Origin of the sequence: Acinetobacter sp. S54 (assembly GCF_016624945.1) — a bacterium.
Taxonomy (GTDB): Bacteria; Pseudomonadota; Gammaproteobacteria; order Pseudomonadales; family Moraxellaceae; genus Acinetobacter.
Genome location: NZ_JACVUI010000001.1, coordinates 78,581 through 97,728, shown reverse-complemented (window position 1 = coordinate 97,728; position 19,148 = coordinate 78,581). Strand labels below are relative to the sequence as shown.

The following is a 19,148-nucleotide window of genomic DNA, read 5'->3' as shown; positions in this document are numbered from 1 at the left end:
TAGACAGCGCAGCACCCTGATATGATTTATGAAAATTAGCAATTTCACTTTGGCAATTTTTTATCACAAACTTGGTCTATAAGACATGCTTGTTTTGTGATTTTATTGAAGAATAAATAGGAAAAGAGTCGTTTACAATGAATCCACAAGATATTCTAAATTTTTGGTTTAATCCTGAACAAGAACCCTTATGGTTTAAAAAAAGTGATGAATTTGATGCAAAGATTCACAGCCAATTTGCTGAAGTTCATCGTCAAGCTACACAGGCAGAACTCTGGTCTTGGCGTCAGGATGCCGAAGGTCGTCTTGCAGAAATCATTGTACTGGATCAATTTTCCAGAAATTTATATCGGGATCAGGCGCAAGCCTTTGCCCATGATGCAATGGCACTCACATTGGCTCAGGAAGCTATTAGCCTGCAACTAGATGCAGAACTGAGCCCACCGCAGCGTTCTTTCCTATACATGCCATTCATGCATAGCGAATCCAAATTGATTCATGAGTTTGCACTGAAACTATTTCAGCGTCTGGGTAACCCTGTTAATCTGGACTTTGAGAAAAAACATAAGGCTATTATTGATCGGTTTGGACGCTATCCGCATCGTAATGAAGTTTTAGGTCGTGAATCAACTGCTGAAGAACGTGAATTTTTAACCCAACCCAACAGTAGTTTTTAAACCGTATTTATTTACTCCGTGCATGTCATATAAAAGGAGTTCGTGATGAAATATCTATCTCTCAGTGCCGCATTGGCAAGTCTTTTGGTGCTTTCTGGATGCGCGACCACGCCTCAAAAACCGAGGACTTTTGATCAACTCGGGCAATTTGCCACATATCCGCTGAATAACCAGATTTATCGAATCAGTTTTAAAGCCGATCCCAATATGAGTTATGGTACGGCTGAGGAAATTACGCTGGTCAAAGCCGCACAAACCACGGTTCAAAATGGTTTTCGCTATTTCAAAGTAATGGATGATCCAAGTAACCAAACGCAAAAGCCTCCACGACAGGCTGTGGTTTATTCATCACCCAATTATTATCCATACGGTTATTATCGCCGTTATCCTGGTTTTTGGCCGGATCCCTTCTATGATTCACCACGTGTGGTCAATATCGATCCCGTCGAAGTGTCGTATAGTATAGAGTGTTATAAAGATCAAAAAACTGCATCCAGTGATGCGTTTGATGCGACCTTGATCTTACAGTCATTAGGAAAAAAATATGGCTTAAGTCCGTCTGGTGAAGTGTTATTGCCTCAACCAGTAAACTCTCAACCTACGACGGGCAGCAGCAATAACAAAAATTAAGACAGGATGCTTGCATGCAGGTTGAAGAAACATCTCATTCTCCGAGTTTAAGTCGGAGTAGACGCTATGCCACAATTGCGCTACTGAGCGCGGTTGCGGCGTGGATCGTACTCATGGTTATGGCAAAATTTTGGCCTGAATATGCATGGATCATTCATATTTTGATGCTCTCCGCAGAAGCGGGGGTCGTCGGGGGGCTAGCCGACTGGTATGCCATTACAGTGCTGTTTCGCAATCCGTTTGGCAAAATTCCAATTCCCAAGTTTTTGCTGGACCATACTGAAATTATTCCGCGTAATAAAACCCGTATTGCAGAATCGATGGGCCGTTTTGTACAGGAAAACTTTCTATCGCCTCAAGTTGTCGAGCGCAGCTTAAACACGATTGATTTAAGTCTGGCAATTGGGCAATGGCTGGCCAATCCTAAAAATAATACGCAAATCGTGCAATTGATTCAGCAAACGCTTCCTAAACTGTTTGAGTTTATCAGTCAGGAACAAATTGCACGTTTTATTCAAACCAATAGTGTGCAATGGGTTAAAAACACCCAAATCAACTCACTTGCCAGTGAAATGTTACGTGCCGTCTTGGAAAATGACTTCCATCAGGATGTACTACAACGCGGGCTTGATCTCGCCCATGAATGGATTGTGACCCATCCTGATCAGGCACGTGAGCTGACACGTACCCTGTTTAAAGAACTTGGCGTGTGGAAACTGGCTAAAGGTGCCAGTTGGATCGGGATAGATGTACAACAACGCACTATTGATTCCCTCATCGAAAAAGTCGAGTCAATGCTAGCCGACCCTGAACATCCGTGGCGACAAGGCATCGAACAGGGTGCACAAAGTATGATGTTGCAACTGGCCGATGCAGACAGTGAAGCAAGTCGTCGTTTAAATGAAGGTAAAAATGCTCTGCTAGATAGCCCACAAGTACTCAATTTTATTAGTGGTGCTGTCGTCATTTTATGTCATGCCATCAAACAGGATTTACTTAAAGAAGATTCTGGCATTGCTCAAAATTTACGGGTAGCGATTGAGCAGGTAGGACATAATCTGATCCAGAACACGGCCGTACGTGAAGTGCTCAATGAAAAAATGAAAGGGCTGGCCATTACTTTTAGCGATCAATATAGCGATAAAATCATTCGTTATATCAGTGAACGGATTCATGAATGGGATTCACGGGAAATGATTGCCAAGATTGAAAATGAAGTCGGTGGTGATCTGCATATGATCCGCGTCAATGGCGTCGTGGTGGGTGCATTTATTGGTCTGGTATTAGGCATCATCCGCGCGCTAGTCGATTATATGCTATAAGATTATTTTTCCAGATGAGAACCGTTTGAGCCATGCAACTGTCATCCAAATTGCCTGATCAAGGCGTGACTATATTCAGTACCATGTCTGCGTTGGCTCAACGCTTAAATGCGCTTAATCTTTCTCAAGGGTTCCCTGATTTTGCTGCACCACCCGATTTGATTGAAGCTTTATGTGAAGCGACTCGAAACGGACACAATCAATACGTTGCAGGGGATGGCTATTTGCCTTTGCGCCAACAGGTTGCGTTACAATTTCAGCAACGCGATCAGGTCACCCTTGACCCTTTAACGCAGATCACCATTACTCCTGGTGCAACTATCGGTTTATTTGCTGCCATTCAAGCCACGATCCATACGGGTGACGAAGTTATCATTTTTGATCCGAGCTATGATAGTTATGACCCTGCGGTACGCGTTGCAGGGGGTATTCCTGTACATATTGCGCTGGATGCCCCTGAGTTTAAAGTAAATTGGGGTCAGGTTGCAGCCCATATCAGCCCACGTACCCGTATGATTATCGTCAATACGCCGCATAATCCAACAGGTACCATTTGGTCGTATCAGGATTGGCAGCAGTTGATTGAACTGGTCGAAAAGCACGACTTATTGGTATTGTCGGATGAAGTCTATGAGCATCTCATCTTTGATGGGGCTAAACATTGGAGTGCCTTGCACTTCCCTGAATTAAGAGAACGTAGCTTTGTCGTTGGTTCTTTTGGTAAAACCTTTCATGTAACAGGTTGGAAAACTGGTTATTGCGTTGCTGCTGCGCCCCTCATGCACCTATTTCGACAGATTTATCAATACGCAAACTTTTGTGGCAATACGCCTGCGCAAATTGCCTTAACGCACTATATGCAACAACACCCTGAGCATATAACTGAACTGGCCAATTTTTATCAAATCAAAAGAGATACATTTAATCAGGGTCTTCAACAGTCGCGTTTTCGATTTGTACCGTGCCAAGGCACCTATTTTCAAACAGTTGATTACAGTGAAATTCGTCCTGATTTAAATGATATTGAAATGTGCTATTTTCTAGCGGAAGAAAAAGGTATCGTCGCTATTCCTCTATCTGTATTTTATAAACACCCACCTTCAGATTTACGCTTAATTCGCTTTTGTTTTGCCAAAACTGAACAAACCTTGCAACGTGCTGTACATCTATTGAGTGCGTGTTAATTCATCGTCAGTCTCATACGCGTAAAATAACCATCTTTTTAAAGCAACGTGTTATTTTGTCAGTAAAGGAATAATCAATCACAATACCACTTGCGCATTCATATTAATGGAGAATAAATGCCCCCTCACCGTCCCCTGATTCAGCAACAAAAGATATGGAAAACTTTTTTGATTTTCTTGTTGCCGTTAATTGCCACCAATATCCTGCAAAATCTGTCAGGCACCATTAATACGGTTTTTGTTGGTCAAATGATGGGCGTCGATGCTATTGCGGCTGTCGCTGTGTTTTTTCCCATTTTGTTTTGTTTAATGGCTTTTGTGATTGGATTGTCGGCAGGTTCGACAGTCTTGGTCGGGCAAGCATGGGGCGCACAAAATATTGAAAAAGTCCGCTGTGTAGTGGGTTCTACTTTATTTATGACCATGATTGGAGGTTGTATTATCGCAGCCTTAGGCGTGTTTTTTGCGCCCCATGTTTTGCTGGCTTTAGGTACAGATTCCAGTGTGTTGCATCTGTCTTTACCTTATGTACGCTGGATGCTAGCAGGTAGTCCTTTATTATTTGTGTATATTATTTATACCTCTATTTTACGTGGCGTGGGTGACAGTATCACGCCGCTAGTTGCCTTGTCCTTAACCAGTTTAATTGGTCTAGTGATTACTCCAGTGCTCATTGCAGGTTATTTTGGTTTTCCCAAACTGGGCATTATTGCGCCAGCCATTGCCACCATTACAGGTAATGCATTAGTTATTCTCTTTTTAATTATTTATTTAAATAAGAAGAATCATCCCCTTAAACCTGATTTAGCGCTGCTCAAACATATCCGTTACGATGCCGAATTAAGTCGACTGATTTTACGTTTAGGAATTCCAACTGGGGTTCAAATGGTCACTACCTCAGTAGCTGGACTAGTCGTTGTAGGTCTGGTTAATCGGTTTGGTGCGCACGCAACTGCTGCTTATGGCGCGGTCAATCAGGTTTTGAACTATATCCAGTTTCCTGCTTTATCTATTGCCATTGCCGCTTCTATTTTTGGCGCACAAGCGATTGGAATGGGAAAATCGGATTTGTTAGCCCGCGTTACCCGCACGGCGCTGTGGATGAATATCATCATTACTGGAACACTGGTCATTCTGGCGTATCTATTTTCAAAATATTTGATGGCTTTATTTATTACCGATGATAGTGTCGTTCAACTTGGACAGCAGCTTTTATTTATTGTGCTATGGTCAATTTTATTTTTTGGTGCCAGCGCCATTTTTGCTTCGATTATGCGGTCAAGCGGCACCGTGACAATGCCTATGCTGATTAATATTGCAGCGATTTTATGTATTGAAGTGCCTTGTGCATACTGGTTTAGTAGCCTCTGGGGACTAAAAGGCATTTGGTATGCGTATGCTCTCGCCTTTGTCAGCCTATGTATTTTACAAGCCAGTTATTATCAATTTATCTGGAAGAAAAAAGCCATTAAAGTGTTAATTTAACGCAAAAAAAGCCCACTTAATTTTAGTGGGCTTTGATGATATTAAAGTTTATTGGTTAGCTTAGTTCCAAATTCACTGACACGCTGATAACCTGTTGGTAAAAAGCGTTGCATAAGATCCAGTACTTTTGCATCATTACCAATTAATAAACGACGCTTATCTTTGCGAACAGCTTCAAGTATCTGACGCGCCGCTTCTTCGGGTGGGCAGCGCAATAATTTATTAAATGCTTTAATCGATTTTTCAGGGTGCATACCCAAGGTTTTTAAACTGTCATTCATTTTTGCAGCATTGGCAATATTGGTACGAATCCCACCTGGATGTACACACAGGGCGCTGACTCCACAATTTTGCATGTCTAGTTCTTGACGCAAAGACTCGGTAAAACCGCGAACTGCAAATTTTGTTGCATTATAAGCCGACTGGGTCGGTTGTGAAATCAAACCAAATAGACTCGAAATGTTGACGATATGGCCATCTTTGGTTTGCTTAATAAATGGTAAAAACTCTTTGGTGCCATAAACCACACCCCAGAAATTAATATTTACAATCCATTCCAGTTCTTCATAACTAGCACCTTCAACCGTAGAGCCTAATGCAACACCCGCATTGTTAAAAATCATGTTCACGAAACCATGATTTTGAACGGTTTGTTCTGCCCAAGTCTTCACCGCATGGCGATCTGACACATCCAGTTTTTGTGTGGTGACACGAATATTATAAGGTTTAAGCAGTTCGACCGTCGCTGCAAGTCCTTGTTCATTGATATCACTCAGTGACAAATGGCATCCTTCTTTTGCCAATAAAAGAGCAAGTTGCTGGCCTATACCTGAGCCTGCTCCCGTAACTGCAGCGACTTTATTTTTAAAATTTTTCATTGCCTGACCTTTTCCCTTAAATAGGTGTACACAAACCCATGCTGATGTACATGATTCAATCACTATATTTTTGACAATACATATTGTCAATACAATCTATCCGATCTAGAGTAAATACTCAAACAAATGACTGACTCGGTTATTTTGGCCAAAACTTGCTAAACTCTCCATAGCCAATGAGGACACCACATATCAATGACTACACACAAATCCGATTTAAATGCAAAACAGAACAAAAAAACAGTCAATAAAGAACGTCAATTTAAAGGCTTGTCTTTGACTGAACGTAAGCATGTACGTCGTGAAAAACTCATTGAGGCAGGAATAGAAACCTACGGAACACAGGGATTTTTTTCAGTCACGGTAAAGGATGTCTGCAATGAAGCCAAACTGACAGAACGGTATTTTTATGAATCTTTTAAAAAAAGCGAAGAATTATTTCAGACCATTTTCTTAAAACTGATCGAAACTTTACAACAAAATGTCATGCAGGGTGTCATGCAGGCCGCACCTGACCCCGTCAATATGATTGATGCGGGTCTCAATTCATTATTACGAACACTCAAAGAAGATCCCCGTTTAGCCCGTATTATTTATATTGATGCCATGCTAGTACAAGAGCTGCATAATCAGGCCACTATTCAGGAAACCATGCTACGTTTTGACCGTATGATTCAGGCTTTTGTCATGCTGATGATGCCGCATTTACAACGTTCAGAGCAGGAAGTTTCTTTGATCGCAACGGGATTAAACGGTTATGTCACCCAAATCGCTATTCGTTGGGTCATGGGGGGATTTAAACAATCCCAAGAAGATGTGCTATTTGCTTGCCGTACGGTATTTTTATCTCTACTACAAACTTTTTCCGAGAAAGAAAAATAAATTAAGTTGACATTAACCTTATTAAAAATTGAGCTTTTGTCATGAATTGATCATCACGGATGCAATTTTTTGTCACAATTCATGCTAAAAAAACACGTTCTGATGAATTCTGCAATGATACTGTCATAATTAATCTTTGTAATAAGCCTGTCATAAATAAAACGGTACGCCGTTCAATAAACTAAATAGGGTAATTGCGTTGTGAAAGATGACTATATTTTAATCGTCGATGACGAACTTCCCATCCGTGAAATGATTCATACCTCACTGGATATGGCAGGCTTTCAATGTTTACAGGCCGAAGATGCCAAACAAGCGCATCAAATGATTGTTGATCAGCGTCCTGCTTTAATTTTACTGGATTGGATGTTACCCGGTGGTGTCAGCGGGGTTGATCTATGTCGTCGCTTAAAACGCGATGAGACATTATCTGAGATTCCTGTCATTATGCTCACCGCGCGTGGCGAAGAAGACCATAAAGTACAAGGTCTGGATGCAGGCGCAGATGACTATATGACCAAACCTTTTTCAACACGTGAATTGGTTTCCCGAATCAAGGCAGTATTACGGCGTGCCAATGCTTTAAATGGTGAAAAAGCCATTGACGCGAATGGACTTATTCTAGATCCTGTTAGCCAACGCGTAAGTTTTGGAAGTAACATTCTAGATATGGGGCCGACTGAATACCGTTTATTGGCTTTCTTCATGACGCATCCTGAACGCGCCTACACTCGTGCCCAACTGCTGGATCAGGTCTGGGGGGGCAATGTTTATATTGAAGATCGTACCATTGATGTACATATTCGTCGTTTACGCAAAGTCTTAGAGCCATTCGGTGTAGATCGATTTGTACAGACTGTACGTGGTACAGGCTATCGTTTTTCAACACGTGCGGATTTAGCAGCAGGTTAAAGCACCTTTTATGTACGAACCCTATCCCGTTCCAGATCTTGCCCGTGAACATAAACGTTTTCGCTACAGCAGTTTATGGACCTTTGCCAAGCAAGATTTAAGATTACTGGCTTTTTTGCTTATTATTGCAGCTTTTGTGGGATTTGGTCTCGACCATTTAGGCATTTGTATCCTCATCGCATTTTTGATTTTCTTTGGCTTACAACTACGCTCGTTGTACATTGTCAATGAGTGGATTTCTAATCGCCCTTACGATACCCCACCTAACCTCAATGGTATCTGGGGAGCTTTACTGTTTAATGTTTATCGTGCCCAGCGACAGGAACGTGTGGTTCAAGCTGAAATGGTCGGGCTGATTGATCGTGCCCAATCATCATTAGTCGCTCTAAATGAAGCAGTTGTGCTGGTGGATGATTTACATCAAATTGAATGGTGTAACCCTGCCGCAGAAAAACTCTTGGGAATTAAAATACTGGATCGTGGTACCAATATATTAAGCATACTACGACAACCGAGTTTTATTGAGTATTTTAACTATATTGATCAAGCACCTGATGGCATCAAATTGAAATCATCTGTACTGGATGATCATTATGTTCAAATCAAACTCACTCCTTTTGGAGGTGATAGTGTGCTGCTGGTCGCCTACGATGTCACTCGCATGCACAATCTTGAACAAATGCGTAAAGACTTTGTCGACAATATTTCGCATGAGTTGCGCACTCCCTTAACCGTGTTGAGTGGTTATATTGAAACCTTTACAGATCAAGAGGATTTAAGCCCACGTTGGAAACGCGCATTTGATCAGATGCAATCCCAAACTAAGCGTATGAATGCGCTGGTGAATGACTTACTGTTGCTTTCAAATCTGGAAAATAACAAAAAAATTGCTAAGAATCAGATTATTGAAATGCCAAGCTTGATGAATCAACTGTTTGATGATGCGCAAGCCTATAATGCAGATTACGGACATACGCTAAATCTAGATATTGATAGTCACTGTGATCTGATTGGTTCAGATATGGAAATTGCGAGTGCTTTTAGTAACCTGATTACCAATGCGATTAAATACACCCCTAAAGGTGGCATTATTACTATTGGCTGGCATGATGATGGTGAACACGGCTACTTTACCGTTCAGGATAATGGGATCGGTATTGATCCTAGACACTTACCTCGATTAACTGAACGTTTTTATCGAGTAGATAGCGCACGAAGTCGTGCAACTGGTGGAACTGGACTCGGACTTGCAATTGTTAAACATGTACTTATGCAACATGGCGCGTATCTGGATGTTGTCTCCAGAGAAAATGAAGGTTCTTTATTTAAAGCCGTTTTTCCAAAAGAACGCTTATACCAGATGGTTTAAAATCTCGAAACATAACCGTTTATCTACACCTTAAAAAAAGTCATATGTACTTTTTTATCCTTAGTTTAAATCTCCATAAATCTATAAATGACCAATTCATTTTTGCACTACCAAGTGCAAAAAGGGTTGCTTATTTATTTTTTAGCGCTAATATAACCACAAATGCACTCATAAGTGCATTTTAAATTCTTATTTTAGAGGCGCTTCACATGTCCAGTAAACGAGATCTAATTATTCAAGCTGCAAAACAAACCTTTTTAAAACAGGGTTTTGAAGCAACAAGTATGGATGAATTGGCTCTCGTTGCAAATGTTGCCAGACGTACAATTTATAATCAGTTTGACAGTAAAGAGGAACTTTTTAATGCTGTCATTATTGATATCTGGAAAAATGTAAAGCCTTATCGGCCAGAACAAAATGATGACGCTCAACATAACCCTTCTAAAGGACTATTCAATTTGGGAATGGCTATTGCAAATTACTGGTCACCTCCAATTGTACGTTCTTTTCTCAAATTGGTAATTGTTGAAGGAGATCGTTTTCCTGATTTACCTCGTAATTTTTACCGCTTGGGAAAAGAGCCCATGATTCAATCTATTTTTGATTATTTAACTCAAATGAAACACTCCCATTTGTTGAAAATAGATGATATTGGGCTTGCTACACAGCAATTCATCGGCATGATTAATGAACCGCTAATTGGGTTAGGCTTAATTATTTTATCCGATGAACCCGATATGCAACGAAAAGAACATGTTGTTCAAGCAGCCGTTCAATGCTTTATAAATGGTTATCAGCCATAGGCTGATTATTTTTCTTAAAAATTGCACTACACAGTGTAGTGCAATAAATAAAAGGTAAAACCTATGAAAGTTCTATCAAACAATTTATTGAAAAAAACAGCGTGGTCATCAGAAAATCCTGACGACCAGTTTACTGTCGAAAATCCGGCTACTGGTGAAGTCATTGCTATTATTCAAGGGGGCGGTCAGGCCGAAATGGATGCAGCAATCGAAGCCGCAAATGAAGCCTTTGAAACTGACTGGAAACATCGTTCAGCAGAGGAACGTAGCAAGTTACTTTTAAAATGTGCAGACGTACTGGAAGCGCATGCCGATGAAATTGCCCGTATTGAAACATTGGAAAATGGAAAACCTTTTTCTCAAGCCCGTAATTTTGATGTCAATGCGCTGATTGAATTATTCCGCTACTTTGCCAGTTTAGTTGATAAAATTCCAGGCGGGTTTATTGATCATGGTCATTTGTATACGTCTATTATTGTAGAACCTCTTGGTGTTGTAGGAGCGATCATTCCGTTTAACTGGCCACCTATCCATACCGCTGGTAAATTAGCTCCTGCTCTAGCAGTTGGTAATACCGTTGTACTCAAACCTGGTGAACAAACGCCTTTAACACCCATGTACATTGTTGAACTCCTGCAAACAGTTCTTCCCCCGAATGTGGTTAATGTCGTTCCTGGCACGGGTATAGTTGCAGGTGAAGCACTTTCAAGTCATCCACTTGTAAAAAAAATTAGCTTTACGGGATCAACTCGAGCGGGTAGCGCTATTTTAAAAAGCGCCTCAACCAACATTACACCTACCCTCCTTGAATTAGGCGGTAAAAATGCATTTGTCGTCTTTGATGACGCGGATTTTGAACGGGTTATCCGCGATGCTCTAGAAGGAGGCTATTTTAATCAGGGTGAATCATGTACGGCTTCGTCTCGTATGATCGTGCAACGTGGCATTTATCATCGTTTTGTTGAAAAATTAGCGGAAGGCGTGAAGCAACTCAATGTCGGTGATGGAATGCTAAATGAGACCCATGTTGGACCGCTGGTTAGTAAGGCTCATCAACAGCGTGTTCAATCTTATATTGATAAAGGCATTGAAGAAGGGCTTACTATTGCTGCACAAGCCGCATTACCAATAGATGCACATTTAAAAGAAGGTTTTTATATTAAACCCACGTTATTCGTGGATGTTCCGGCATCGAGTGCCTTGTTTAATGAGGAAATTTTTGGACCCGTCGTAACAATTACACCATTTGACACATTTGAAGAGGCTGCAGCTTTAGCCAATCAATCTGAATATGGTCTCGTATGCGGTATTTATACACAAGACATTGAAAAGGGATTACGCCTTTCTCGTCTGGTAGATGTTGGTATGGTACTGATGAATACTTACAATCGACGTGCACATGGTATGCCATTTGGTGGAAATAAACACAGTGGTTTTGGACGGGAACATTGCATCGATACCCTTAAAGAATTTGGACATATGAAAGCGATTCGGTTCCCCTCTGGTTTAAAACCATTAACTAACTGGCAAGCAGTCAATGATATTTTTGGCCCATCTGCATAATCAAATAAAACCAGAGAGTTCTCTCTGGTTTTTCTGCTTTAAAAAATATATAAATTCAGGTTCACATATGACAGCCACAAAGCTAAAACAAAGTTTGGGTATTTTTATATCAATTTACCCACTAACTTTAATGATTCCAAAACTCTGGCACCATAGCATTGCAATTTTATTGCCTCAAATGCCTCCGTTTATTCATCAATTTTTTATTTGTGCAATAATCGTTTTTTGTATGATTTATATTATTATGCCCATAAGAATAACGATCACCCAAAAATATCTAAATCACAAGAAATAAAAATTAATTTTAAGGAATATAAATGCTTTACATATATTTCTAAACGTATGACTAGGTTTATCTCTGAATTTTATTGATTCTCTAAATTTTATAAAAACACTTTATTATTTTTGCTTATTAAATAACTTTTAATGCACTGAAAATTATGACATCCAATGAATAAATCAACGCAGAAAACCATAACATTCATCATCAACCCTAAAAAATTGGACTGCCGATTAAATATACTAACTTATGGAGTCAAATTATATCTGCGCATTTTTGAAATCTAAACCGAATGTCCCAGTTTTTCGCCCATTACCACCACTGAATTCGCTTTAAACTGTTCTTCCCAAGCTATTTTGTCTTTTTCAAATAACACCACAGCTGTTGAACCTAAATAAAAACGTCCTAGTTCAGCGCCTTTTTCCAGTTTTAACTCATGTTGCTGTAATTCTAAACGGCCTGTCGGTTTAACTTTACCCGTTGCTACTGTTTCGATACCCGCTACGATCATTGCGCCAACCAAAACCACCGCCATGCGCCCTAGTTCTGTATCAAACAAACACACCATACGTTCATTGCGAGCAAATAATCCAGGAATATTTTCAGCCGTGATTTGATTCACTGAAAATAACTCACCTGGCACATATAACGTTTCAGTCAATGTGCCAGAAAATGGCATGTGTACCCGATGATAATCTCTTGGCGATAAATATACTGTCGCGAACTGACCCTCTTTAAATGGTTCTGCTAATTGCGGATCACCAATTAATTTTTCGACAGAAAAGCTTTGGCCCTTTGCTTGGAAAATATCACCATCCTTAATCGTCCCAATCTGCGAAATTGCCCCATCCGCAGGTGAAACAATACTCTGAGGTGAAGCATCGATTACACGCACCCCATCTTTAAGCGCACGAGTAAAAAATTCGTTAAAAGATTTATATTTTAAAGCATCTCCCTGTTCTGCAATGGAAAGATCAATGCCATATTTCGCCTTGAACGCTTGAATTACTGCGGTTCTGACCACCACATTTTCACTGGCAGCCACTTTACCCACCACGCGGCTGAGCTGATGCTGAGGAACAAGTGATTGAGCTTTAATAAATAAGTCTTTTTTTAATCGTGATGTAAAACTCAAAGTGGATTCTCTCCAGTAATAATCGGACTATCGAGGCGATTGCCCCATTCACTCCATGCACCATCATAAGCACGAATCGGCCACTGTAGTAAACGACCGACGATATAAGCTAAACCCGAACGATGATGCGATTGGCAATATACCACTACAGGTTGGTTCAATTGGAAGCCTAATTGTTCCAATCGATTTCGGGTACGTTCAAGCGGATGCAATTTTAGATGATTTTGACGATCAAGGGCAGTACTCCATTCAAAATGAAGTGCAGCAGGAATGTGACCACCGCGTCGCGCCGCCAGACGTAACCCTGTGTATTCTTCTGTGGTACGACAGTCCCATAGTTGGATATGTTGCGTTTCGACCTGTTTTCTCAATTCATCATAATCAATTTTATATTGATTAACTTGCGATAAATCAACCTGTACCAGTTTTTCAACAGGCTGTGTTTTTTCAATCTCTGAAGTGGTTGGAAAACCTGCACCGAGCCATGCATGAATCCCACCATTGAGCAAACTGGTTCTGGTAAAACCGATACAGTGTAAATTCCAGATCAAACGCCCGGCCCATGCCCCCCCTTCATCATCATAGACCACCACATGATGTTCAGGCGAAATATTTAAATATTGGACTAATTGCTGAAGCTGTTCCATTGAAGGTAAAACACCTGTCGCCTCATCATGCTGTGCTACCAATTGCTTGGGTTTAAGCTGAATCGCATGAGGAATATGAAGTTGTTCATAGACTGAACTACGACTCAAATCAACTATGCGCAAACATTCATGTCCCAGATAAGGAACTAAATCTTCTGCTTCTATTAGTAAACCAAAGTTAAATTCAGGTGCCGTCATTGCAAATCATCACGTTGCATTAATAAGTAGGTCGATCTTAACATAAGCATTTTCATGGTTTTGCTGATTTTTTACCAATATTTAGCAGAAAATCAGCTAAATAAAATCATTCAACCTCTTCAGGAATTTCAAAAACCTGACGTAAATACGCCAAAAATGTATCGTTATCTGTCATGGTCTTACCTGGACTATCGGAAATTTTTGCAACCGACTGGCCATTACATTCCACCAGTTTCAACACAATATTGAGTGGCGTTTGTCCCATATCATTCGTGAGGTTGGTTCCAATGCCAAAACTGACTTTAAAACGATCCTTAAAGTATTGATGCAATTCCCATGCCTTTTCCAAGTTGAGTCCATCACTGAAGGTAAGCATTTTAGTCTTGGTATCAATTTTAAGATGACGATAATGCTCATACGCTTTATCGCCCCACTCATAAGGATCGCCACTATCATGACGCAGGCCATCAAACAGTTTGGCAAAATACAAATCAAAATCACGTAGGAAAGCATCCATTCCCACCACATCAGTCAATGCAATCCCCAAGTCACCACGATATTCCTGTACCCACATTTCCAGTGCGGCTTTTTGAAAATCGCGTAAACGCACATCTAATGCCTGAAAAGCCTGTAAGAACTCATGCGCCATGGTTCCTATCGGCGTAATCCCCAACTCTTTAGCAAGCAGAACATTACTGGTCCCACGGAAAATATTAGGAGTAGCTTGATGAAACTCCTCAATCACATGCTTTTGCCATTCAAAACTATAACGACGACGAGTACCAAAATCTGACACCAGAAATGGCGGATCATTGGGATTTTGCTGCGACGAATACTGTTTTAATAATTCAAGCTTGGTTTGTAAACGACGTTCACCCTCAGCTAATACGGCATCACTACGAATACGGCGGAAATACAGCTCATTGACAATCGCCAATACAAAAATTTCGAACATCATTGCCTGAACCATGGGACCTTCGACCCAAATATCCAGACGACCTTCTTCATCTACCCCAGTTTGAATAAATCGCCGTTTAAGCTGAAACAATTCCAGATAATCAACAAAATCACTTTTGATAAACCGAAAACTCCGCAAATATTGCAGTTCGTCATCCTTAAATTTTAAAGTGCATAAATGATCTAACTGTTCATTTAATTCAGGCAAAATATCGGCTAGAGGATAAATCGTATCTTGTAGATTTCGACAGCGGAAATGGTAAACACTATGGGTTTGCGGAAACTTGTGTAATACCACTTGCAACATGGTGAATTTATATAAATCTGTATCCAGCAATGAATGAATAATTGATGACATAGACGTGTCAGTTTAAGAATAAGCTTATTGCATTAAAGCATATTTTAATTGCTAAAATCGCAAGGTTTTGTATAAAGCATTGCCACTTTAGTGGAACATGAATTTTTTTGAGAGAAAAAATTTCTGCTAAAATCATCGTGTTTTAAGTCAATGATCATCCTTATGCGGGCATTAATACAGCGAGTTTTACAGGCCAAAGTTGTGGTCGATGGACAAATCACAGGTGAAATTCAACAAGGTCTACTGGTTTTTTTAGGACTGGGGCGTGATGATACTTTGGAAAAAGGTCAAAAACTTGTTGATAAAATTATTAAATATCGCATTTTCGATGATGAAAATGGAAAAATGGGGTGGAATTTATCGCAAGCACAGGGTGGATTACTTCTCGTCTCTCAATTTACCCTAATGGCACAAACCCAAAAGGGTTTACGACCAGATTTTGGCCCTGCTATGCCGCCAAACACGGCTAAAGAGCTGTATGAACAACTCGTTATCTACGCGCAAAGCCAATTCCCCACAGTACAAACTGGTATTTTTGCGGCAGATATGAAAGTGCATTTAATCAATGACGGGCCTGTGACTTTTCAACTAGAAGTAGACTAGTTAAACTCCATAGCTTGCATCTCAAGCTATGGAAAATCCTAAATAAATTTTATCTCTACAATTGCGCAATTTTCTCAGCACGTGCTGCAATAGACTCAGGCAATGCCTGTTTCAAAATCACAGTAAATGCTTGGGTAGAGTTAGCTTCCGAACTTTGCTCTTGGTCTAAAACAACATTCACATCATTTGGATTAAGTCGATACATTGCACCCTTGGCAGGATCGATGACAAGTAGACCTAAAATGCCGCCTAATAAGATATTTCCAAAATACCAGCCGTTTACGGTCGCTTGAATTTGTACTGTTTTGGCCTGATAGCCCGCTTTATTAAAGGTTACCGTATAACTTTGCGGCTTAAAATATCCAGCTCCTCTTTTTAAAGTCACTGTTAAAGGTGTTTCACCTTGATGAACGGCTTCGCCACTTTTATTTATAATTTTAATTTGAGCCGAGTCAGGTACACTTTTGATAGTCATGGTTTGGGTTGAACCAGAAATAATACTTGCACAACCTGTAAAACAAGACATTATCAATACGATTGGTAAAATTTGCTCATAAAAAACACCCCTAAAAAAGGGGTATTCTTCATATAAATTAGCTAATTTCAATAGCTTATATAACTTTATTTACCTGTTTTTTGCTTAATAAACAAACGTGCTTGCTTAATCTTTTCTTTGACTGGTTTTGGTAGTTTTGGCGGAATCAATTTAGCTGCCTGATTAAACCAAACCAGTAAGCCAAAATCACCTTCCATTTTAATGCTACCGTTTTGCATACCCGTCATAAAAGCTGTCGGATCGCCTTTCATCAAGGTTTTTACCGCTTGCTCACTATCAGCAAATTGTAAAATAAAGTCGGCCTGCTCTGGACTACCTGCCACTGTTTCAATTTGGCCATGATTGACAATAATCTGACGTGCAAAGCCTAAATCTGTACCAATCTGGATACGAAACGCACGATCATGTGTCATTTCAATAAATTTGGGACTGGTACGTGCCAGTTGTTTCATACGCAGAGCCAAACCGACTACCAGCAAATCCAGAGGATCTGTGCTGACATCAACCAATGGTAACTTTACAACAGGTAGAGCAGAAAGTTTCATGACATTCAAGCCTATTCGTATTCTTATGGAACTAAACGCGATCATCCTAGCATAAATGTAAGCACTTAAATAAAAGCTTTGTATTACAAAAAATAATAAAACGTAAAAAGCGCAGGATAACCTACGCTTTCTAATTTCAACTATTAGCCTATTTTAGCGACTTGAGCATTGTTGCTGATCATCCTCGTATACAGGTGTATGCTCAATGTATTGACGATTTGCCAATGCCTTTTGCGCCAAACGGTCTTCTCTTAACAACACCAGGGTAACAGCAACCATCGCCAGACTTAAAGCGGTTAAATAACTATAGGTGACAGGCATCTCAAAAAGTGTTTGTACGCCATAACGGACGACTTCCAAAAGTCCCCAAAAAAACATGCCTGCCAACATAAAACCAAGCCAGCGACGGTAAGGTGAGAAGAAAACAACAGCAAGTGCAAGTGCAATTAAACCAAACCCTGACAGTGTGGCGAAATTCGCTGTTACCATACTAAACCTCCGTCTAAGATCATTCTCTGGGTCATAATGACCTTGAGTTCATCCCCGAAACCGTAATCAAATCAACACTGCTGAATGTTGACAAAAAATATCTGTTGAACGTGTTAGATGCATTATGGAGAGTTTTTTAAAGAAAAAAAGACCTGTTTTTTTCTTATACGACACATATTGTCGCAACATTATTTTGTCATTACATTTTGAATGATTTAAAAAAGTACGAAGTGCCTGAGCGTGTCATCGGTCGCGTGTCATTACAAAAAACTATCCTTAAAATTTGACTCATTCAAAAAATTTTTATGCGGAGTTATTTCAAAATTTAACAGCCGATAAACGGTACAAAAGCGCTTGATTCCAGATAGATTATTGATATAAAAACGCCACATTCATATGCAGCGTTTTTTGGGAAAATCTTACTACATTATGCGCGATTTAAATCTTTATCGTGCATGCCGAGTAAATACAGAACTCCGTCCAGACCAACGCTAGAAATGGCCTGATTGGCATTTTGACGTACTAGCGGTTTAGCGCGAAATGCAACACCCAATCCCGCAATAGAAAGCATAGGAAGATCATTGGCACCATCGCCTACTGCCATGGCCTGCTCTAGTGAAATACCCATTTTATCAGCCAGTTGGGTCAGCAATTCTGCTTTACGTGCCCCATCAACAATTGCGCCTTTTACTTCCCCTGTCACGATCCCCTCTTGCACATCCAGAATGTTGGCATGAACTTCATCAATTCCGAGTTTTTGTTGGAGATATTCGGCAAAATATTGAAACCCGCCAGATAGAATGGCTGTTTTATATCCAAGCGCTTTAAGCGTTGAAATTAATCGCTCGGCTCCCTCAGTAATGGTGAGACGCTCTGCAATTGTAGGCAAAACCGAAGCATCCAGACCTTTCAGCAAAGCCACACGCGCACGAAAACTTTGCTGAAAATCAAGCTCTCCTTGCATAGCACGTTCGGTGATTTCTGCGACCTGTTCACCTACACCAGCCTCTAAAGCAAGCTCATCAATGACTTCCTGCTCAATCAGGGTCGAATCCATATCAAAACAAACCAGACGACGGTTACGGCGATATGCATTGTCTTCTTGAACCGCGACATCAATATTGAGTTCACCAGATAAACTCAAACAGGCTGCGCGCATCGCCTGTGCATCTAGCATTTGGCCGCTTAAACCAAACTGCACGCAGGCGCGGCGCGGCGCGTTGTTTTCTGCATCACGTGCCAAACGTCCTGACAAACGCGTTACCGTTTCGATATTAAACCCTTGAGCAGACACAATTTTTGTAACCGCCTGCAAGTGGGAAGCCGTAAGCTCTGGTGCCAGCGCCGTCACAATATAACGTGTACGTCCACCTTCGCTTACCCATTGATCGTATTCTGCACTTGAAATCGGTTTAAAGCGCACAGTCAAACCAATATCATGTGCTAAAATCAGGATTTCCTTCATAGCAAGTGCCGTTGCGGTTTCATCATTTGAAGCCACGACAATGCCGAGGGTCAATTGGTTATGAATCACCGCTTGCCCTACGTCCAGTATTTGCAATGAGTGTACAGATAAAACCTGCATTAATCGGGTAAACTGATTCGGTTGATCAGGTCCTAAAAAAGAGATAAGAATGATTTCTCGCATGAATTGACTCGGGTCTGAGCTGCAACT

The 19,148-nt window shown here is 40.6% G+C and carries 19 protein-coding genes; 11 read left to right on the top strand and 8 right to left on the bottom strand.

Annotated features, from left to right (window positions below):
* The first annotated feature begins 137 nt into the window (after positions 1-137).
* The 5 genes from IAE20_RS00460 to IAE20_RS00440 all read left to right on the top strand — a co-directional run bounded on the left by IAE20_RS00460 (position 138) and on the right by IAE20_RS00440 (position 5,298).
* Positions 138-677, top strand: coding sequence for a DUF924 family protein (locus IAE20_RS00460; RefSeq protein WP_200458987.1), 540 nt, complete (start codon positions 138-140; stop codon positions 675-677).
* A gap of 45 nt (positions 678-722) precedes the next feature.
* A complete protein-coding gene (locus IAE20_RS00455; protein WP_200458986.1) occupies positions 723-1,307 on the top strand; it encodes a CC0125/CC1285 family lipoprotein in 585 nt (194 codons plus the stop codon).
* 14 nt (positions 1,308-1,321) lie between these two features.
* Positions 1,322-2,629: a DUF445 domain-containing protein gene (locus IAE20_RS00450; RefSeq protein ID WP_200458985.1), complete on the top strand. Its 1,308-nt coding sequence runs from the start codon at positions 1,322-1,324 to the stop codon at positions 2,627-2,629.
* Positions 2,630-2,661: 32 nt separating this feature from the next.
* The gene (locus IAE20_RS00445) at positions 2,662-3,813 is read left to right on the top strand and encodes a methionine aminotransferase (protein ID WP_200458984.1); all 1,152 of its coding nucleotides are present in this window, start codon (positions 2,662-2,664) and stop codon (positions 3,811-3,813) included.
* Between the two features lie 117 nt (positions 3,814-3,930).
* Positions 3,931-5,298, top strand: coding sequence for an MATE family efflux transporter (locus IAE20_RS00440; protein ID WP_200458983.1), 1,368 nt, complete (start codon positions 3,931-3,933; stop codon positions 5,296-5,298).
* 41 nt (positions 5,299-5,339) lie between these two features.
* Here the strand turns inward: IAE20_RS00440 and IAE20_RS00435 are convergent, their stop codons facing one another.
* Positions 5,340-6,176 carry an SDR family NAD(P)-dependent oxidoreductase gene (locus tag IAE20_RS00435; RefSeq protein ID WP_200458982.1) on the bottom strand — a complete coding sequence of 279 codons (837 nt, stop codon included), beginning with the start codon at positions 6,174-6,176 and terminating at the stop codon, positions 5,340-5,342.
* Between the two features lie 195 nt (positions 6,177-6,371).
* Between IAE20_RS00435 and IAE20_RS00430 the strand changes: the two genes are divergently transcribed.
* The 5 genes from IAE20_RS00430 to IAE20_RS00410 all read left to right on the top strand — a co-directional run bounded on the left by IAE20_RS00430 (position 6,372) and on the right by IAE20_RS00410 (position 11,705).
* Positions 6,372-7,058, top strand: a complete 687-nt coding sequence (locus IAE20_RS00430; protein ID WP_200458981.1) for a TetR/AcrR family transcriptional regulator — start codon at positions 6,372-6,374, stop codon at positions 7,056-7,058.
* 201 nt (positions 7,059-7,259) lie between these two features.
* Positions 7,260-7,970 carry a phosphate regulon transcriptional regulator PhoB gene (gene phoB, locus IAE20_RS00425; RefSeq protein ID WP_200458980.1) on the top strand — a complete coding sequence of 237 codons (711 nt, stop codon included), beginning with the start codon at positions 7,260-7,262 and terminating at the stop codon, positions 7,968-7,970.
* A gap of 10 nt (positions 7,971-7,980) precedes the next feature.
* Positions 7,981-9,339: a phosphate regulon sensor histidine kinase PhoR gene (phoR, locus tag IAE20_RS00420; protein ID WP_200482035.1), complete on the top strand. Its 1,359-nt coding sequence runs from the start codon at positions 7,981-7,983 to the stop codon at positions 9,337-9,339.
* 209 nt (positions 9,340-9,548) lie between these two features.
* Positions 9,549-10,142 (top strand): TetR/AcrR family transcriptional regulator, encoded by a 594-nt coding sequence (locus IAE20_RS00415; RefSeq protein ID WP_200482036.1) that lies wholly within the window; start codon positions 9,549-9,551, stop codon positions 10,140-10,142.
* A 63-nt stretch (positions 10,143-10,205) separates the two neighbouring features.
* Positions 10,206-11,705, top strand: coding sequence for an aldehyde dehydrogenase family protein (locus IAE20_RS00410; protein WP_200458977.1), 1,500 nt, complete (start codon positions 10,206-10,208; stop codon positions 11,703-11,705).
* Between the two features lie 563 nt (positions 11,706-12,268).
* On the opposite strand, the gene asd is transcribed toward IAE20_RS00410, so the two are convergent.
* From asd to pncB, 3 genes are all read right to left on the bottom strand, one after another.
* Positions 12,269-13,120, bottom strand: coding sequence for an archaetidylserine decarboxylase (gene asd, locus IAE20_RS00405; protein WP_200482037.1), 852 nt, complete (start codon positions 13,118-13,120; stop codon positions 12,269-12,271).
* The gene (locus IAE20_RS00400) at positions 13,117-13,965 is read right to left on the bottom strand and encodes a sulfurtransferase (RefSeq protein WP_200482038.1); all 849 of its coding nucleotides are present in this window, start codon (positions 13,963-13,965) and stop codon (positions 13,117-13,119) included. Before IAE20_RS00400 ends, asd begins: the two co-directional genes overlap by 4 nt.
* A gap of 106 nt (positions 13,966-14,071) precedes the next feature.
* Complete coding sequence (gene pncB / locus IAE20_RS00395) at positions 14,072-15,280, bottom strand: nicotinate phosphoribosyltransferase (RefSeq protein ID WP_200458974.1); 1,209 nt, start codon at positions 15,278-15,280, stop codon at positions 14,072-14,074.
* Between the two features lie 162 nt (positions 15,281-15,442).
* Between pncB and dtd the strand changes: the two genes are divergently transcribed.
* The gene (gene dtd / locus IAE20_RS00390) at positions 15,443-15,883 is read left to right on the top strand and encodes a D-aminoacyl-tRNA deacylase (RefSeq protein WP_200458973.1); all 441 of its coding nucleotides are present in this window, start codon (positions 15,443-15,445) and stop codon (positions 15,881-15,883) included.
* A 55-nt stretch (positions 15,884-15,938) separates the two neighbouring features.
* Here dtd and IAE20_RS00385 read toward each other — a convergent pair whose 3' ends face one another.
* From IAE20_RS00385 to serB, 4 genes are all read right to left on the bottom strand, one after another.
* A complete protein-coding gene (locus IAE20_RS00385) occupies positions 15,939-16,409 on the bottom strand; it encodes a hypothetical protein (protein ID WP_200482039.1) in 471 nt (156 codons plus the stop codon).
* A 95-nt stretch (positions 16,410-16,504) separates the two neighbouring features.
* On the bottom strand, positions 16,505-16,984 hold the full coding sequence (locus IAE20_RS00380) for an SCP-2 sterol transfer family protein (protein WP_200458971.1): 480 nt from the start codon (positions 16,982-16,984) through the stop codon (positions 16,505-16,507).
* 153 nt (positions 16,985-17,137) lie between these two features.
* Entirely contained in the window at positions 17,138-17,473 is a 336-nt protein-coding gene (aciT, locus tag IAE20_RS00375; protein ID WP_004995642.1) for a ciprofloxacin tolerance protein AciT, read from the bottom strand.
* Between the two features lie 427 nt (positions 17,474-17,900).
* On the bottom strand, positions 17,901-19,121 hold the full coding sequence (gene serB, locus IAE20_RS00370; protein ID WP_200458970.1) for a phosphoserine phosphatase SerB: 1,221 nt from the start codon (positions 19,119-19,121) through the stop codon (positions 17,901-17,903).
* Positions 19,122-19,148: the final 27 nt, after the last annotated feature.

Coding starts and splice junctions, on each gene's coding strand:
- IAE20_RS00460 (WP_200458987.1), top strand. CDS start 138: ATGAATCCACAAGATATTCTAAATTTTTGGTTTAATCCTGAACAAGAA.
- IAE20_RS00455 (WP_200458986.1), top strand. CDS start 723: ATGAAATATCTATCTCTCAGTGCCGCATTGGCAAGTCTTTTGGTGCTT.
- IAE20_RS00450 (WP_200458985.1), top strand. CDS start 1,322: ATGCAGGTTGAAGAAACATCTCATTCTCCGAGTTTAAGTCGGAGTAGA.
- IAE20_RS00445 (WP_200458984.1), top strand. CDS start 2,662: ATGCAACTGTCATCCAAATTGCCTGATCAAGGCGTGACTATATTCAGT.
- IAE20_RS00440 (WP_200458983.1), top strand. CDS start 3,931: ATGCCCCCTCACCGTCCCCTGATTCAGCAACAAAAGATATGGAAAACT.
- IAE20_RS00435 (WP_200458982.1), bottom strand. CDS start 6,176: ATGAAAAATTTTAAAAATAAAGTCGCTGCAGTTACGGGAGCAGGCTCA.
- IAE20_RS00430 (WP_200458981.1), top strand. CDS start 6,372: ATGACTACACACAAATCCGATTTAAATGCAAAACAGAACAAAAAAACA.
- phoR (WP_200482035.1), top strand. CDS start 7,981: ATGTACGAACCCTATCCCGTTCCAGATCTTGCCCGTGAACATAAACGT.
- IAE20_RS00415 (WP_200482036.1), top strand. CDS start 9,549: ATGTCCAGTAAACGAGATCTAATTATTCAAGCTGCAAAACAAACCTTT.
- IAE20_RS00410 (WP_200458977.1), top strand. CDS start 10,206: ATGAAAGTTCTATCAAACAATTTATTGAAAAAAACAGCGTGGTCATCA.
- IAE20_RS00400 (WP_200482038.1), bottom strand. CDS start 13,965: ATGACGGCACCTGAATTTAACTTTGGTTTACTAATAGAAGCAGAAGAT.
- pncB (WP_200458974.1), bottom strand. CDS start 15,280: ATGTCATCAATTATTCATTCATTGCTGGATACAGATTTATATAAATTC.
- dtd (WP_200458973.1), top strand. CDS start 15,443: ATGCGGGCATTAATACAGCGAGTTTTACAGGCCAAAGTTGTGGTCGAT.
- IAE20_RS00385 (WP_200482039.1), bottom strand. CDS start 16,409: ATGTCTTGTTTTACAGGTTGTGCAAGTATTATTTCTGGTTCAACCCAA.
- IAE20_RS00380 (WP_200458971.1), bottom strand. CDS start 16,984: ATGAAACTTTCTGCTCTACCTGTTGTAAAGTTACCATTGGTTGATGTC.
- aciT (WP_004995642.1), bottom strand. CDS start 17,473: ATGGTAACAGCGAATTTCGCCACACTGTCAGGGTTTGGTTTAATTGCA.
- serB (WP_200458970.1), bottom strand. CDS start 19,121: ATGCGAGAAATCATTCTTATCTCTTTTTTAGGACCTGATCAACCGAAT.